General features: G+C 75.8%; 12 protein-coding genes. 6 read left to right on the top strand and 6 right to left on the bottom strand.

What is annotated here, in order from left to right; translation table 11 throughout:
- Positions 1 to 206: 206 nt before the first annotated feature.
- Positions 207 to 1058 carry an EamA family transporter gene (locus tag ACQ614_RS27865; protein WP_431681520.1) on the bottom strand — a complete coding sequence of 284 codons (852 nt, stop codon included), beginning with the start codon at positions 1056 to 1058 and terminating at the stop codon, positions 207 to 209.
- A 239-nt stretch (positions 1059 to 1297) separates the two neighbouring features.
- Between ACQ614_RS27865 and ACQ614_RS27860 the strand changes: the two genes are divergently transcribed.
- A complete protein-coding gene (locus ACQ614_RS27860) occupies positions 1298 to 3052 on the top strand; it encodes an NAD-binding protein (RefSeq protein WP_431684044.1) in 1755 nt (584 codons plus the stop codon).
- Positions 3053 to 3113: 61 nt separating this feature from the next.
- Here the strand turns inward: ACQ614_RS27860 and ACQ614_RS27855 are convergent, their stop codons facing one another.
- The gene (locus tag ACQ614_RS27855; RefSeq protein ID WP_363488286.1) at positions 3114 to 3323 is read right to left on the bottom strand and encodes an EF-hand domain-containing protein; all 210 of its coding nucleotides are present in this window, start codon (positions 3321 to 3323) and stop codon (positions 3114 to 3116) included.
- A 131-nt stretch (positions 3324 to 3454) separates the two neighbouring features.
- Between ACQ614_RS27855 and ACQ614_RS27850 the strand changes: the two genes are divergently transcribed.
- Positions 3455 to 4309 (top strand): Fpg/Nei family DNA glycosylase, encoded by an 855-nt coding sequence (locus ACQ614_RS27850; protein ID WP_431681519.1) that lies wholly within the window; start codon positions 3455 to 3457, stop codon positions 4307 to 4309.
- 66 nt (positions 4310 to 4375) lie between these two features.
- Positions 4376 to 5290: a 1-phosphofructokinase family hexose kinase gene (locus tag ACQ614_RS27845; RefSeq protein WP_431681518.1), complete on the top strand. Its 915-nt coding sequence runs from the start codon at positions 4376 to 4378 to the stop codon at positions 5288 to 5290.
- Positions 5291 to 5297: 7 nt separating this feature from the next.
- On the opposite strand, the gene ACQ614_RS27840 is transcribed toward ACQ614_RS27845, so the two are convergent.
- Positions 5298 to 6302 carry a LuxR C-terminal-related transcriptional regulator gene (locus tag ACQ614_RS27840; protein ID WP_431681517.1) on the bottom strand — a complete coding sequence of 335 codons (1005 nt, stop codon included), beginning with the start codon at positions 6300 to 6302 and terminating at the stop codon, positions 5298 to 5300.
- A gap of 290 nt (positions 6303 to 6592) precedes the next feature.
- Here ACQ614_RS27840 and ACQ614_RS27835 point away from each other — a divergent pair, with 290 nt between their 5' ends.
- The 3 genes from ACQ614_RS27835 to ACQ614_RS27825 all read left to right on the top strand — a co-directional run bounded on the left by ACQ614_RS27835 (position 6593) and on the right by ACQ614_RS27825 (position 8143).
- Positions 6593 to 6916, top strand: a complete 324-nt coding sequence (locus tag ACQ614_RS27835) for a hypothetical protein (protein WP_431681516.1) — start codon at positions 6593 to 6595, stop codon at positions 6914 to 6916.
- Between the two features lie 256 nt (positions 6917 to 7172).
- Positions 7173 to 7373 carry a hypothetical protein gene (locus tag ACQ614_RS27830; RefSeq protein ID WP_363488276.1) on the top strand — a complete coding sequence of 67 codons (201 nt, stop codon included), beginning with the start codon at positions 7173 to 7175 and terminating at the stop codon, positions 7371 to 7373.
- 98 nt (positions 7374 to 7471) lie between these two features.
- Positions 7472 to 8143, top strand: a complete 672-nt coding sequence (locus ACQ614_RS27825; protein WP_431681514.1) for a response regulator transcription factor — start codon at positions 7472 to 7474, stop codon at positions 8141 to 8143.
- Positions 8144 to 8322: 179 nt separating this feature from the next.
- Here the strand turns inward: ACQ614_RS27825 and ACQ614_RS27820 are convergent, their stop codons facing one another.
- From ACQ614_RS27820 to ACQ614_RS27810, 3 genes are read right to left on the bottom strand one after another with little or no spacing between them, the layout of a single operon-like run.
- Complete coding sequence (locus tag ACQ614_RS27820) at positions 8323 to 9810, bottom strand: SagB family peptide dehydrogenase (protein ID WP_431681512.1); 1488 nt, start codon at positions 9808 to 9810, stop codon at positions 8323 to 8325.
- Positions 9811 to 9869: 59 nt separating this feature from the next.
- Positions 9870 to 12125, bottom strand: coding sequence for a TOMM precursor leader peptide-binding protein (locus ACQ614_RS27815; RefSeq protein WP_431681511.1), 2256 nt, complete (start codon positions 12123 to 12125; stop codon positions 9870 to 9872).
- 24 nt (positions 12126 to 12149) lie between these two features.
- A complete protein-coding gene (locus ACQ614_RS27810) occupies positions 12150 to 15416 on the bottom strand; it encodes a DUF4135 domain-containing protein (RefSeq protein ID WP_431681509.1) in 3267 nt (1088 codons plus the stop codon).

Raw genomic sequence — 15416 nt, 5'->3', positions numbered from 1 at the left:
ACCACTCAGGGGGGCACACCTCTGTGCCTTGAGGACTCTCCCTAGGGCTTGTCTGACAATTCGCGTCGTATTGGCACGCGGCGTCGGGCGCCCGGCTGGGCGTGCCGCCGTATCGGCCTCGTACTGGACGTACTCGGGCGATGCGGCGGCACGTCCAGGCGGGATGATCCGGCGTCGTGTGCGCGGCGGGAATTGTCAGACAAGCCCTAGAGCGGGGCGAGTTGGAGGACGGCGATGCCTGCCACCACCACTGCCCCGGCGGCCATCCGGGCTGCGCCGAGGCGCTCGCGGAAGACCAGCGCGCCGATCAGTGCGGCGATCAGGATGCTGGTCTCCCGCAGGGCGGCGATCGTCGCCAGGTCGCCGTGCGCCTGGGCCCACACCACCAGGCCGTAGGCGGTCAGCGAGAGCACCCCGCCGGCCACCCCCTGCACCCAGCCGGGGCCCGGCTGGCAGAACAGCGAGGGGCCGCGCAGCACCACCGCGGTCAGCAGCATCCCGGCGCCCTGCAGGACGAACAGCCAGGCGATGTAGCCGAGAACGGTGTTGGAGGTGCGCACGCCCGTCCCGTCGACCACGGTGTACCCGGCGATCATGGCGCCGGTGCCGAGGGCCGCCGCGACGGCGGGCAGCTGCCCGCGGCCCGGCACACCGTCGGCGAACGCCAGCCCGGCCAGGCCGACCGAGATCACCAGCACCCCGGCCCACTGCGCGGTGCCGAGCGGCCGGCCCAGCACCAGGACGGACAGCGCGGCCACCAGCCAGGGGGCGGTGCCCCTGGCCAGCGGGTACATCTGGCCGAAGTCGCCGAGCCGGTAGGCCTGCAGGAGCAACAGCTGGTAGAGCACCTGGAGGACGGCCGAGGCGGCCAGGTAGGGCCAGGCGCGGGCGTCGGGCAGCGGGGCGAGGCAGGCCAGCAGGACGCCGCCGGCCAGGAAGGCCGCGTTGATCAGCGCGAAGCCGACCACCTTGTCGGGGAGGGCGTGGGCCAGGGCGTTCCACACCGCGTGCAATGCCGCCGCCACCAGCACGACCACCGGCACCATCGTCGCGTCCATGCCCGCTCCCGTCCCCTCGGAGACGTCCGAGGGTACCAACCAGTGCGAACGTGACGAATCATCAACGCGGCTGCAGGAAGATCGCGTTACGGTCACGGTCTTGGCAGGATGGCGGCATGTCCACCACCCTCGGGCCCGTCCCCGCCCAGCCGTCCCCGCCCGCCGCGGCGGCACCGGGCGCGCCGACCGAACAGACCGCCCCGGCCGAGCCCTCCCCGCGGGCGGAGGAGGGCGGGCACATGATCGTCTGCGGCCAGGACACCCTGGCCTTCCGGCTGGCCGTGGAACTCACCACCCTGTACGGGCGGCGGGTCACCGTGGTGGTGCGCTCCCTGCAGGAGGGGCAGAGCCCGCAGATCGCCGCACTGGCCGCCGAACGGCGCCTGCCGGTACGGGTGGTGGAGGCCGCCGAGCCCAGCACCGCCGTGCTGGCCGAGGCCGGTGTCCGGGAGGCCGCGGCGCTCGCCCTGACCGGCTCGGACGACCAGGCCAATGTGCAGGCCGCGTTGCGCGCCCGCCGGCTCAACCCCGGTGTCCGGCTGGTGCTGCGGGTCTACAACCGCCGGCTCGGCAAGCGGGTCGGCCAGCTGCTGGACCGGGCCGCCGCCGCCCGCACTGCGGAGGGCGCGGCCGTGCCGGAGGCGTCCACCACCGTGCTGTCCACATCGGCCACCGCCGCTCCCGCGCTGGTCTCCGCCGCCGTCGCCGGCCACCCGGCCGTGGTGCACGTGGACGGCCGGCTGCTGCGCGCCGCCGAACTCCCCGCGGGCGAACGGCCCCAGGGCACCGAGCTGGCCACCCTGGCACTGCTGCCGGACGGCCTGCGGGGCCGTCCGGCGGTGCTGCTGCCCGGCCCGGAGGAGGCCCTGCCGGAGGGCGGCCGGCGACTCGTCCTGGAACTCCTCGGGGTGCCCGAGGAGCACCGGGCGCGGCGGCGGCTGCCCGGCCTGTCCGCGCTGCCGATCGCCGCGCTGTTCTCCCGTCGGCTGCGGGTCGCCCTCGCCTCACTGGCCGCTCTGCTCGCCCTGTTCGCCGGCCTCACCTCGGCCCTCACCGGCGAGAACCCGCTGCACACCGCCTACCTCGCGGTGCTGGACGTGATCGCGATCGCCGACCCGGCCACCGCCGACACCCCGGCCCGCAAGGTGCTGCAGATCCTCACCGCACTCAGCGGGCTGCTGCTGATGCCGCTGCTGACCGCGCTCACCCTGGAGGCGCTCGGCACCTTCCGGGCCGCCTCGGCGCTGCGGCGGCCGCCGCGCGGCATCTCCGGGCACGTGGTGCTGCTGGGGCTCGGCCGGGTCGGCAGCCGGGTGCTGGACCGGCTGCGCGAGCTGGACCTGCCGGTGGTCTGCGTGGAGAGCGACCCGACCGCCCGCGGGGTGGCCAGGGCCCGCGCCTACGGGGTGCCGGTGGTGCTCGGCGACGCCACCCAGGAGGGCGTCCTGGAGGCCGCCCGGGTCGGCCGGGCCCGCGCCATGCTGGCGCTCACCAGCAACGACTCGACCAACCTGGAGGCGGCGCTCTCCGCCCGCGAGTGCAATCCGGCGCTGCGGGTGGTGATGGGCCTGTTCGACGACGACTTCGCCGGGGACGTCTACCGGGCGCTGCGCGACTCGTACCCGGACGCGGAGACCCGCAGCCACAGCGTGTCGTTCCTGTCCGCACCGGCGTTCGCCTCGGCGATGATGGGCCGCGAGGTGCTCGGCGCGATCGCGGTCGGCCGGCAGGTGCTGCTGGTCGCGGCGGTCGACGTGGGCGACCACCCGGAGCTGGCCGGGCGGACGGTCTCCGCGGCACACCGCCCCGGCGCCTGGCAGGTGCTCGCGCTGGACATCGCCGAGCCCTCCCGGCGCGCCCGCGACCTCGGCCTGGTCTACCGGGCCCGCCCGGAACTCCGCTGGAACCCGCCCGCCGATCACGTGCTGGGCGCCGGCGACCTGGTGGTCGTCGCGGCGACCCGGGAGGGCCTGGGCCGGCTGCTGCGGGTGTGACGGAACGCCGCGGGCCCGGCCGCCGGGGTCGTCCCTCGGCGGCCGGGCCCGCGGCCGGCGGTCAGCCCTGCTGGATCGTCCAGAACTCGTCCCAGTTCAGGAGACCGTCCTTGCTGGTGTCGGCCTTGGCGATGACGGCCTGGGCCACCGGAACGGTCACGTACGGGTCGCCCATCTCGGCCATGACCTTGGAGTACTCCTCCGGCGAGATGAATCCGTCCCCGTTCACGTCGAAGCGCGCGAACGTCGTCTTGGCCTTCTCGATGTCCATCTCGGCAGGTGCTCCTTCTGGGTGATGCGATGACGCCCGTACGATACCGGCGCCGGGCGGCCGCGAGGAGCCCGGCCACCCCTGCGGGGGATGCGATGGCCGGGCGGGCCGGCCCCGGCCAGACTGGGGGCGTGCCCGAACTTCCGGAGGTGCAGGCGCTCGCGGAGCGCATGGCCGAGGCCTGCGCGGGCCGCTCGGTGGCCCGCGTCGACGTGCTGTCGGTGCAGGTCCTGAAGACCTTCGACCCGCCGCCGCAGGCCCTCCACGACCGCGCGGTGGCCGGGGTCGGGCGGCACGGCAAGTTCCTCGACCTCACCGCCGACGGCGGGCCGCACCTGGTGCTGCACCTCGCCCGGGCCGGCTGGGTGCACCGCCGGGCGTCCTTCCCGGCGAAGCCGCCGAGCAGGCGCGGCCCGCTGGCGCTGCGCCTGGTGCTCGACGACGGCTCCGGTTTCGACGTCACCGAGCAGGGCACCACCAAGCGGCTGGCCGCGTACGTGGTCGCCGACCCGGCCCGGGTGCCCGGCATCGCCCGGCTCGGGCCCGACGCCCTGGCCGTCACCGGGGAGGAGCTGGCCCGGCTGGCCTCCGGGGCCCGGCAGCGGCTGAAGACCTTCCTCACCGACCAGGCGGTGCTGGCCGGGGTCGGCAACGCCTACTCGGACGAGATCCTGCACCGGGCCCGGCTCTCGCCCTACGCACTGGCCGCCTCGCTGAGGCCGGGGCAGACGGCCGCCCTGCACGCGGCGCTGCGGGCGGTGCTCGGCGAGGCGCTGGAGCACGCCCGGGCGGTGCCCGCGGACGGCCTGAAGGCCGAGAAGAAGGCCGGCCTCGCGGTGCACGGCCGGGCCGGCGAGACCTGCCCGGTCTGCGGGGACACCGTGCGGTCGGTCGATTTCGTGGACTCCTCGCTGCAGTACTGCCCCACCTGCCAGACCGGCGGCCGGATCCTGGCCGACCGCAGGCTCTCCCGCCTGCTCAAGTAGTGTGCTTGAGTCTGCTCGATAGAAGCATGTTCCGAGCAGAGTCACGCAGATCGAGGGGCACCGACCGTGCTGCTGGTCGTCACACCCAATCCGGCCCTGGACATCACCTACAGCGTGCGGGCGCTGCGGCCGCACACCACCCACCGGGTCGGCGCGGTCGCCTCCCGGGCCGGCGGCAAGGGCGTCAACGTGGCCCGGGTGCTCACCGCCCTGGGGCACCGGGCGGTCTCGGTGCTGCCGCTCGGCGGCCCCACCGGCGCCACCGTCGCGGCCGACCTGGCCGCCGCCGGGCTGCCCCACCGGGCGGTGCCGATAGCCGGCGACACCCGGCGCACCGTCGCGGTCGCCGACCCGTCCGACGCCACCCTGTTCAACGAGCCGGGCCCGCCGCTCACCCCCGGCGAATGGCGGCACCTGGTCTCCGCCGTCGACGAGGCGCTGCCCTCGGCCGGGGTGCTGGTGCTCTCCGGCAGCCTCCCGCCCGGCTGCCCCGAGGACGCCTACGCCGAACTCGTCGCCCTCGCCCGCCGCCGCGGCACACCGACCGTCCTGGACGCCGACGGGCCCGCGCTGACCGCCGCCCTCGCGGCCGGGCCCACCGTGGTCAAGCCCAATGCCGCGGAACTCCGCGCCGCCACCGGCAGCGCCGACGTGCCCGCCGCCGCGGCCGAGCTGCGCCGCCGCGGCGCCGGCGCCGTGGTCGCCTCGCTCGGCCCGGACGGGCTGTACGCCCTCACCGGCACGGGCGCCTGGCGCTGCGCACCGCCCGAGGCCGCCACCGGGAACCCGACCGGCGCCGGCGACGCCGTGGTGGCCGCACTCGCGGCCGGGCTGCTCGCCGGCACCGACTGGCCCGGGATGCTCGCCGAGGCGGTCGCCCTCTCCGCCGCCACCGTCCTCGCACCGCTGGCCGGGGACTTCGACCGCGCCGCCCACCGGCGCCTGCGGAATGCAACCGACGCCCGGCCGGTGCCCGGCTGACGACGAGTCAGCGCGCCGAGGCCTCGCCCAGCCAGCCCAGGGCTGCGACCTGGATACCGGCCTGGAAGCGGCTGCGCGCGTCCATCCGCACCATCAGGTCGGCCATCATCCGGCGCACCGTGCGCAGCGAGACGCCGAGGCGCTGGCCGGCCCGCTCGTCGGTGAGGCCCTCGGCGAGCAGCCGCAGCAGCTCGCGTTCCTGGGCGGTGAGGCCGCGCGGGTCCCGCTGGACGCTCTCGCCGAGCGGCCTGGCCTGCTCCCACATCTGCTCGAACAGGGCCCGCAGGGCCGCGATCACCCCGGGGCTGCGCAGCAGCACCGCGCCCTTGCGCGGGTCCTCCGGGTCGATCGGGACGATGGCGGTGGCGTTGTCGACCAGGATCATCCGCAGCGGCAGCGTGGGCATCGTGCGGACGGCTCCGCCGAGGCCGTGCAGCCAGCGGGCGTACTGCACGGTGGCCGGGTCGTTGCGGACGCTGTCCTGGTAGACGGTGCGCATCCGCACCCCGCGCTCCAGGGTCTCCTGGTCGAGCACCCGGCTGGCCTCCATGACCTGCGGCGGCTGCGGGCCGCCCGGGGCGAAGGAGAGCACCTCGGCGGCGGCGTCGGAGGCGAGCTGGACGAGGCGGTCGCGCACCTCGTCGAGACTGCTGATCAGTTCGATGCCGGGCTGGTTGGCCGGCGCGTGGACGCTGGCGTACTCGGCGATCAGGCCGGCCATCGCGGCACGGCTGCGTTCGATCTCCTGCTGGCGGCGGGCGGCCTCGGCCTCCTGCCGGGCGAGTAAGGTCGCCAGGCCGAGTTCGGGATTGACGGCGCGCCAGCGGTCCGAGGAGCCGGTGGGTCTGGTGAGGGCGAGGTCGGCCAGGCGGTCGAGCGCGGCCCGCACCTCGGACTCGTCGGACTCCAGGCGCTCCGCGATGCCCCGCGTGTCCAGCTCCGGGTGCAGGAGCATGGTGCGGTAGACCGCTTCGCCGAACGGGTCGAGGCCGATCGGCACAGCCCCGCTCAACAGCACGCCACCAGAAGTGCGAACACCATCACACCCTCCTGAGAGCGGGTCGACCGGCTGTTCCGACAGGGCGTGAGCATATCGCCACACGGAGGAACACAGAACACTCTTGCGAGCAATCCCGGCGGTCCGATGGATGAACTGTGAACGGGACGGAACCCCCGTCGCGCATTCTCCACGGTGGCGGGGCCCGACCCGCGCCGAACCGGCCGTGGCATCTTGCTGCCTGGCGAAGATCTGACACCGGTCCAGACCGCCAAGACTGTTGTACATCCGTCAGTCTGGAGGCCGTGTATGCGATCCGCGTCCACCTGGAGGCGCGGGGCGGCCGGCCGCTCCGCGCACCGGTGGCACCCGCCGTGCGGGCCGGACTCGAGCGAGGGCTCCGGGCACCCGCCCGGCTGAGCCACGCCCGCATCCGGCAGTCCGCGGACTCGCTGGACGCGGTGGTGTTCGTCGCCGCCCGCTCGCTGCTCGAGGCCGAGGACCGGCTGCGCGACGCCTGCGGCGAACTCGTCGGAGAGGAAGGCGAACTGAGCGGCTGGGAGCTGCGCTCCTGCGAGGCCGACTCCTGGTTCGCACTGGGCCTGCACGGCCTGCCCAGCCGCCCCTGAGCGCCCCCCGCACCCGCCGCCGGGCGGCCGGCCGAGCTGGCCTCAGGGTGTCACGGCACTCTGGTGCCAGCTCCGACTGCTGACACGGACCGGCCGGAGCGGCCACTCTCATGGTGTCGGCGGAACGACGGACCGGCAGCCGGGACAGCAGCCCCCACGGGGCCCGGCACCGGCCACCCGTCACCCGCCAGTGGACACCACACGACCCCGGAGGCAGCCCGGGGTCCAGTCGAACGCGAGAGGATCGGGCATCCCCATGACGCAGAAGGTCCGTTTCATCACGATTGTCGCTCTGGGTCTCGGTGTTCTGACCGGCGTCGCCGCCACCGCACAGACCGACGGCAGCGGGTCGGCAGGCCTCCGGGCCGACGGCGGCACCTCGTCCGGGCCCACGTCCACCCCCACCCCGCTCCCCCCGCTGCCCACCGGCCACCAGGACACCTGGGGCTGGGGCTGAGCCGAATCCACCGGCCCCGCACCACGGCGCCGGCCCCCGCAACCCGGCCGGCCGGACGACCCCGCAGACCGAGACGTCGACGCCCACGAGGTAGCCGGATGACCACCCTCCTGGAAAGCCCGCTCCACCCGGCGGCCCCCACCGCCACCGGCGGCACCGCCGCCGTCCGCGTCCTGCTCGCCGACGGACACCACCTGTTCCGCAGCGGGCTCGGCGCCCTGCTCGACCGGGAGAGCGACCTCGCCGTGGTCGCCGAATCCCCCACCGCCGAAGAGGCCGCCGAGGAGGCCGCCAGGACCAGGCCCGCCGTCGCCGTCCTCGACCCCGACCTCCCCGGGCCCGGCGGCAGCGCCACCGCCGCCCTGATCCGCGACCGGGCGCCGGCCACCGCCGTCCTCCTGCTCACCGCACAACCGCGCACCGCCGACCTGCAGCGCGCAGTCGCCGACGGGGTGGCCGGCGTCCTGCTCAAGGACGTGCCGCCGGCCGCACTGATCTCCGCCGTCCGCGAACTCGCCCGCGGCGGGCGGGTGTACGACCCGCGGCTGGTGGTCGACGCGGTCCGCGGGGGCGGCACGTCGCCGCTCACCCCGCGCGAGGTCACCGTGCTCGGGCACATCGCGGACGGCTCCACCATCAACGAGGTCGCCGCCGCACTCTCGCTCTCCCCCGGCACCGTCCGCAACTACGTCTCCGCAGCCATCGCCAAGACCCGGGCCCGCAACCGCTGCGACGCCATCCGCATCGCCCGCGAACGCGGCTGGCTCTGACACTTGGAACACAGCACGGGGTAACCGATCAGGGGCGCGGGGAACTGCGCAATTCGGATGTGGTCCACCTGCCGGAATCGCGCCGACCCGAAACGGGGTCGGCCCGACTCGACAGGTGCACCTTCTCCGAGTTGCGCAGTTCCCCGCGCCCCTTGGGGTTGGCCTTGGGCCCCTCGGGGTTATCCCCGGGCCTGGGGGACCATGTCGGCGAAGCCGTGGGCGGTGCGGGGGATGTCGGCCGGGCGGCTGCCGATCAGGAATTCGCCGACGGAGGACTCGGCCGTCCAGTCCAGGCCGAGGGCCCGGGCGGCTGCGTCGGTGTCGCCGGAGCCGAGCCCGCAGGGGGCCAGCCCCATGGCCGTCGCCACCAGGTAGAGCGTCTGGTAGACCACGCCGACGTGCTTGAGCGTCAGCGCGTACGCGATCTGGCTGTACTTCCAGGAGAGCCGGCCGAACCGCGAGGTCACCGTCAGGAGGACCTGCGGGTCGACGCTGCAGCCGGTCGCCCGCCAGGCGGCGGTCATCAGTTCGCGGAAGGCCGCCTCGTCGCCCGGTCCGGAGAACGGCCGGGGCCGCAGCCGGTGCGCCGCCGCGTCGTACCGGTAGACGCCCGGCACCAGGCCGTCGCACCGCACCACCGAGAGGTAGACCTCCAGTTCGCCGGTGGCGCCGCCGGCCGGGTAGGGGCGGTCGACGATGTCGTAGCCGTGCGGGTCGGCCGGGTCGCCGGGGATCACCCGCCGCACCCGGGCCACCCGGTAGAGGAGTTCACCGAGCTGGTCGAGGGTGACCGGGGTCTCGGCGTACGTCCGCACCGAGCGGCGTCCCTCCAGCACCTCGGAGAGGGCCGGGTCGCGGGCCAGCACCTCGTCCCAGTCGGGGACGGGCAGGTCGATGCCGGTGCCCTCCTCGCGCGGGCCGGTGCCCGGGATCGCCGGCAGCTGGGCGGCCTCGGGGTGGGCGAAGACGCCGCCGCTGGGGTAGTCGTGCCGGCCGGGGCGGCTGCGGGCGTGGAAGAGCAGGTCGTGGAAGTCCCAGAGCGGGGGCTCGCCCTGCGCGGTGTCGTCCAGGAAGCCGGCCCCGGCGAGCAGCCCGGCGAGCGACCGCCCGGCCGCTGGGGCGAGGCCGGCCAGCAGTGCCGCCTCCTCCACCGAGCGGGAGGCGGTGACGGCCGCCACGAAGGCGCCCGCGGCCGGGCGGTGCAGGGTGAGCCGGAACGGCGCCATCGGCGACTCGAGGACGCACGCCCCGGCGTGCTCCTCGGGCAGTCGGCGCAGGTAGGCGAAGCGGGAGAGGACCGCGGTGTCGGCGGACCGGGTGAGCCCGGGCAGGCCGGCCGAGCGGGCGATCGGCACGGCGGTGGCCAGTGGCACGCCGAGCGGGTCGGCGAGGGTGGTGGTGACCAGGTACGGGAAGCGCCGCAGCAGGTGCAGCAGCCTGCCGCCGGCGGGGAGTTCGTCGAGGTCGACCTCGGTACGGGTGAGTTCGGCGAGGCGTTCGACGGTGTCGGCGCCGAGGGCGTGCACCCGCTGGCGGCCCCAGGGGTGGCTGAGTTCGAGGTCGTCGCCCTGGGCGGTGACGACGACCTCCGGGCGCAGCCGCAGCAGGGTGCGCAGGGGGCCGCCGCCGGCCGCGAGGTCGGGTGGCAGCTGTTCGGTCACGGTCATGCGGAGTACCTCCTCCGGGAGGGGCGGGCCGCCGAGCAGCACGGCGGCCCGGCACGTCGTCAGATGAAGATCGGGACGGGGTTGAGGTCTTCCTCCCGGGTCGGCCGGTCGAGCCAGCCGAGGGCGAGCGGCACGTCGTAGAGGCGGCCGGGGGCGAAGCGGGCCCAGAAGTGCCGCATGCCGGGGACGATCACCTTGGCGACCGGCAGGCCGACGTCGGGGCGGGTCTGGTCGAGCACCAGGAACTCCATGCCGCGTTCCTCGACCAGGCGCTGGGCCAGCGCGAGGTCGTCGGCGAGGTCGGTGCCGGCGAGCTTCGCCCAGCGGCCGGGGCCGGCGGCCGCGGCGGCGGGGTCGGGCAGCAGGTGGGGGTTGCCCGCGATGGTGGCCGTGGTCCACCAGGCCTTCTGCTCGGGGTCGGCGCCGGCGTAGTTGACCCGGCCCTCGGCGTCACCGGCGACCGGGCCGAGGAACTGGTTCATCTCGGTGAGTGCCCGGGTGAGCGCGATGTGCGGGTCGAGGTGGGCGCCGAAGGCGATCAGGATGTCCTCGGCGGGCTTGTCCAGGCGCCGGGAGAACGCACCGACCACCGGGATGCCGAAGTCCGAGGTGAGGTCGAGCGCCCAGATCTCGCGGCGCAGCCCCCGGTAGATGCCGCGGAGTTCGGCGATGTACGGGTCACCGAAGGCGTCCAGGTCGACGGCGGGCCGCTGCACCCGGTTGTACCACCAGAGGGCGACGGCGTCGCGTTCGACGAGCTCCAGGAAGCCCTGCAGGGCGGCGTCCTCGAAGGAGGTGCCTGCCGCGCAGCCGTTGGAGTCGCCGGCGGCGAAGAAGCCGTTGCGGTGCCGGTAGCCGTAGTAGAGCGACATGGTGGGCAGCCAGCGGGTGCGCTGCTCGGTGAGCGACCAGGCGGGCGACCATTCGATCGTGTCGTCCTCGCGGAACCGCTCGGGGACGGTGTTGAACATCGAGCGGCGGGCGTTCCAGCGGGCCCGCTCCTCGTACTGGCGGTCGCTGTAGAGCAGGGTTCGGGCGGGGTGGATCGCGGCGTCGCCGAGTTCGGTGAAGCTGGCGGTGCGGCGGGCTTCGTCGCCCTGGAAGACGCCGGAGTAGCGTTCCATCGCCTCGCCGAGTGCGCTGGCCCGGGCCTGTACGTCGGTGCGGCCCTTGCCGCAGCTCACCGAGCGCAGGCCGGTGCGCAGTTGGCGCAGGTCGCCGCTCTGCCGGGAGAGGTTCTGCCCGGAGACGTACACCCGCAGGCCGGTGGGGGTGCGGGCGGCGGGCACCAGGGAGGTCACCACGCCGGTCACCGGGGAGAGTTGGGGCCGGTAGCGGTCGAGCATGTCCTCCGGGGAGGCGGAGCGGTGGCCGCCGTCGGCGGTGAACGTCTTCGGCCGGGAGGTGAACTCGACGGGGGTGAGCTGGCGTTCGGCCATCAGTCCGGCCTCGCCGCAGGCCGGGCACTGCGGACGGCGCACCAGCCTGTGGCGTTCGGCCTCCAGCAGGACCGTGTCGAAGGTGAGCACCACCGGCTCCGAAGGGCGCACCCCGGCGAGCCACTTGGCGGCCTCCAGGGCGGCGAGCTGGGCGCCGGTGCCGAGGGTGGGTGCGAGGTGGGCGCCGGCGGTGGAGATCGGGGTGTCCTGGCCGAGCCGGTGCTGCAGGTAGCTGAGCGACTGACGGTTGGCGGAGAGCCGGTGGGCGAGGCACTCCCAGCAGCCGGTGGCCGCCTCCGGGGGGCCGGGGACGAAGACCGGGCCGACCCAGACGATGGAGCCGACCGGGCGGGCGAGCAGCCAGGGGCGGCCGCTCTCCCGGGCGGCGCGGTCGCGGTCGGCGAGGCCGGGGTGCAGGTAGTCCTCGGTGAGGGCGACGGTGAACTCGGCGTCCTCGTCGACGGTGACGCCCGCGGCGGCGAGCGCGTCGAGGAAGGGCTGCGGATCGAGGTCGCCGTACACCTCGACCCGGGCCCGGGAGGTGCGCAGCGCGGCGGAGGCGGCGGCGCCGTCCAGGCCGGCCATCTCCAGGTAGGCGGCGCCGGCCGGGTCGTCCACGGGCCCGGCGGGTGCGAGGTAGCCGCGTTCGCGGAGCGTGCCGACGGCGCCGAGCACCTTGTCGGCGGGGACGGTGCCGTCCAGGGCGGCGCCGATCTGCTCGGCGCTGCGGGTGCCGTCCAGCAGCGGGGCGAGGCGCTGGGCGAGTGCGCCGTCGACCACGGAGACGCCGCGCTCGGAGACCAGGTAGACGGCCTCGCCGTCGACGACGTACGGGGTGTAGTGGCGTTTGAAGCCGATCGCGGTGGTGTCGGACATGGTGGTCCCTCGGGTCTCGGGCGGTCAGCGCAGGGTGGCGAGCGGGGCGGTGGCGGGGTCGAGCAGGCGCAGCAGCAGCAGGCCGACGGCGGCGGTGCCGTCCAGGGCTCCGGGGTTGATCCGGTCGGCGGCGGCCCGGTCGGCGTACCAGCGGCCGGTGGCCCCGTGCCGGGCGATCAGCTCGCCGACGAGCAGCCCGGCGGCCTCCCGGCCGTCGTAGAACGGGCCGGGCAGCAGCGCGTCGGCGCCGTCGGGGACGGTGTGCAGCAGGCCCGCCTCGGCGGCGGTGAGCGCCTCGCCGGCGGTGGCGACCAGGTCGCGGGTGGTGCGGCCGGCGATCTGCGCGGCGCCCACCGGCGGGGTGAGGGCGCCGAGTTCGGCCGGGTCGACGCTGCCGGCGCCGAGCGAGACGGCGGTGTCCAGGCAGGCGAGCCGGCCGGCCCGGGTGGCGGTGGCGAAGCGGTGGCCGCGCAGCCGTTCCCGGACGGTCTCCGGGGCGGCGAGCAGGGCGGGCGCCTCGGCGAGGGCGCGGGCGAGGGCGGCGGCGACCGAGTCGGGTCCGGCCGGGACGAGGTCGAGGAAGCCGGGGTCGACCGACTCCGCGGACGGTTCGGCGGTCTCGGCGGCGAGGGCGTCCAGGGCGGCGACGGCCAGGGTGCGGATGCCGTCCTCGGTCGGGGTGTGGCCGGGGCCGGCGGCGCGGCGCAGCCGCAGCAGGTTGAGCAGCAGGCCGGCACTGCCCATCGGGGTGTCCGGGTGCGGGGTGCGGACGGGGCGTCCGGGGCGGGCCGGGGCGGGAGTGGCCACGGCGAGCGCGCCGGGCACCAGGGCCTGGGCCCTGGCGAGGAGTTCGGGCTCGCCGAGCAGGACGCCGGCCCGGGCGAGGGCGTGGATCAGCGAGCCGGGGCCGGCCAGCCCGCCGGGGACGGGGGCGCCGGCGGCGAGCCGGCTGTCGGCGGCGAAGGCGAAGCCGCGCGGGGAGTCGGGGTCGATGAGGCCGGCGGCCGCGGTGAGGGTGTGCAGGGCGGCCCGGTGGAAGCGGGGTTCGCCGGTGGCGGCCCAGAGTTCGGCGAGCAGCACGGCGATGCCGGGGGTGCCGGTGACCAGGTCGAGGCCGAGCACCTCGACCTGGCGCAGGCCGGTGCCGGGGTACCAGCTCTGGCCTAGCCAGCCCCGGCCGCGCCGGTCGGCGAGGATGCGGTCGCCGATGGCGACGGCGTGGCCGAGGAGTTCGCCGGAGGAGGGGGCGGTGGTGCGGCGGGTGCGGGCGGCCGGGGCGGGCAGTTCGGTGCCGGCCCGGGCGGCGTCGATGCAGCCGGTGAGGACGGCGAGGTGGGCGTCCAGGTCGAAGCCGTCGAGTTCGGCGACGCGGTGCTGGAGGCGCTGCCAGCCGGTGCCCTGGAAGTGGCCGCGGATCTCCCGGCCGTCCGCGGTGAAGACCGAGGAGGAGGTGGTGAGCGAGCGGAAGAACGGGATGTCCAGGACGCGGTAGGAGTCGAGTTCGGCGAGGACAACGTCCAGCAGGTCGCCGCGGCCGGGGTCGCCGGCGCGGGCGGTGACGGCGCCGTGCAGGGCGCCGGCGATGACCGTTTCGCGGGTGGCGCCGTCGTCCAGGGCGAGCGGGCTGGTCGAGGCCCGGACGATCTTGTAGCCGTCCCAGGTGTGCCGCCAGATGTAGCGCACCCAGATGCCCCGGAAGGGCGCCAGCGGTCCCTCGGCGGAGGCGAGTTCGCCGCGCAGCTCGTGCAGCACGGCGTGCATCTCGCGGTAGCCGGCGGTCAGCTCGTCGGTGTACTCCCACGGGTCGGCGGTCTCGCCGTCGTGGACGGGCCGGTACGGGGGCAGCGGCAGCGCGGGCACGCCCGGGGCGACCTCCAGGCTGCCGATCCGGGACAGGCAGCCGATGTCCAGGGCGCCGGAGTGCTTGGCCGGCGTCCAGGCCTGGAAGGCCATCGCGGTGCGCACCACGGTGGACTCAAGCTCGTCCAGCAGGCCGTGCTGGTCGGCGCTGAGCACCGGCGGCGCCTGCACCCGCGGGTAGAGCAGGCACTCCAGGTCGATCAGCGCGGGGTGCTCACCGTCGGCGAGCAGGTTGTCGGCCCACAGGTCGCGGCCCTCCAGCAGCTGGACGAGCCGGATCGTCATGCCGAGCCGCCGGTAGAAGCGGGCGAAGCCGCCGCGGTCCGCGCAGGGGCGGTGCGGGACGAGCTCCTCCCAGCCGTAGTCGCTCTCGCAGTCGGCGGCCAGCGAGGCGCCGTGGCCGTCGTCGCCGCGGTCGCTGCGCAGCAGCACGGTGCGGACCGGCAGGTCGAGCGAGAGCTCGCGGTTGAGCCGGCGCACCAGGCCGAGGTAGGCGGTGGCGTGCCGCATGTCCTTGGGCTTGTAGACCACGGCCCGGCCGTCGGCGAAGTGCAGCAGGGCGACCGAGCGGCCGCCGGCGTGCCGGTCGCCGGCGTCGCCGCGGACCTGGTCGAGCGGGCCCGGGTCCACGCCCTGCCACAGCTGCTCGACGAGCAGCGCGCGGTCGGCGGCGAGCCGGGCGAACAGCTCGGTCTGCACGTGCTGCCACTGCCGGCAGACCGTGCCGACCAGGTACGCGAGGGCGGGCAGCCGCTCCAGCCGGGCCAGCCAGCCCTCGGCGGAGGTGTCGAGGCCGCCGGCGGCGTCCCAGTCGGTGGCGCGGGGGCGGCCGGTGGCGGCCTGCAGTTCGTGGCAGAGCGACAGGTTGCAGGCCTCGGTGAGCCGGGCGGTCAGGGTGCCGGCCAGGTCGGCGCGGGCCCGGTCGGTGACGGGCACGCCGAGGATGCCGCCGGGGCCGTCGGGCAGCAGCGCCCCGGCGGCGTTCGCGAAGGCGGCGGTGAGCGCGCCGGGCGCGGCGGTCTCCGGGCCGGGCGCGGCGGGCAGGGTGCGCAGGAAGGCGGCCAGGGCGAGCGCCCAGGGCGGCAGTTTGGCCGGGTCGGCGAGGACGACGGGGCGCAGGCCGTCGCCGAGCGGCCGGCCAGTCTCGGCGAGGTGGTCGAGCAGGACGCCGGCGCCGCCGTGCTCGCCGGCCGCGCGGCGCAGCCAGGTGTCGACGGCGGCGGCGCGGCGGCGCCGGTCCTCGTCCGGGTCGGGGGCGAAGTACGCGGTGCCGTCGGGCCGGGCGGCGGCCCTGTCGTCGAAGGAGGCCGCGGCGGCCACCACGGCGAGCAGCCGCTCGTCGCCCCGGGCGGTGCCGGGGAGCAGCCGGGCGGGGCCGTCGTTCCCGGCGGTGTCGGCGGGGCGGAGCCAGGTCTGCAGGTCGAGCGACAT

The sequence above is a fragment of the Kitasatospora dryopteridis genome (assembly GCF_050749075.1).
Taxonomy (GTDB): domain Bacteria; phylum Actinomycetota; class Actinomycetes; order Streptomycetales; family Streptomycetaceae; genus Kitasatospora.
The sequence above is the reverse complement of the archived record's forward strand: the minus strand, read 5'-3'. Positions and strand labels throughout refer to the sequence as shown.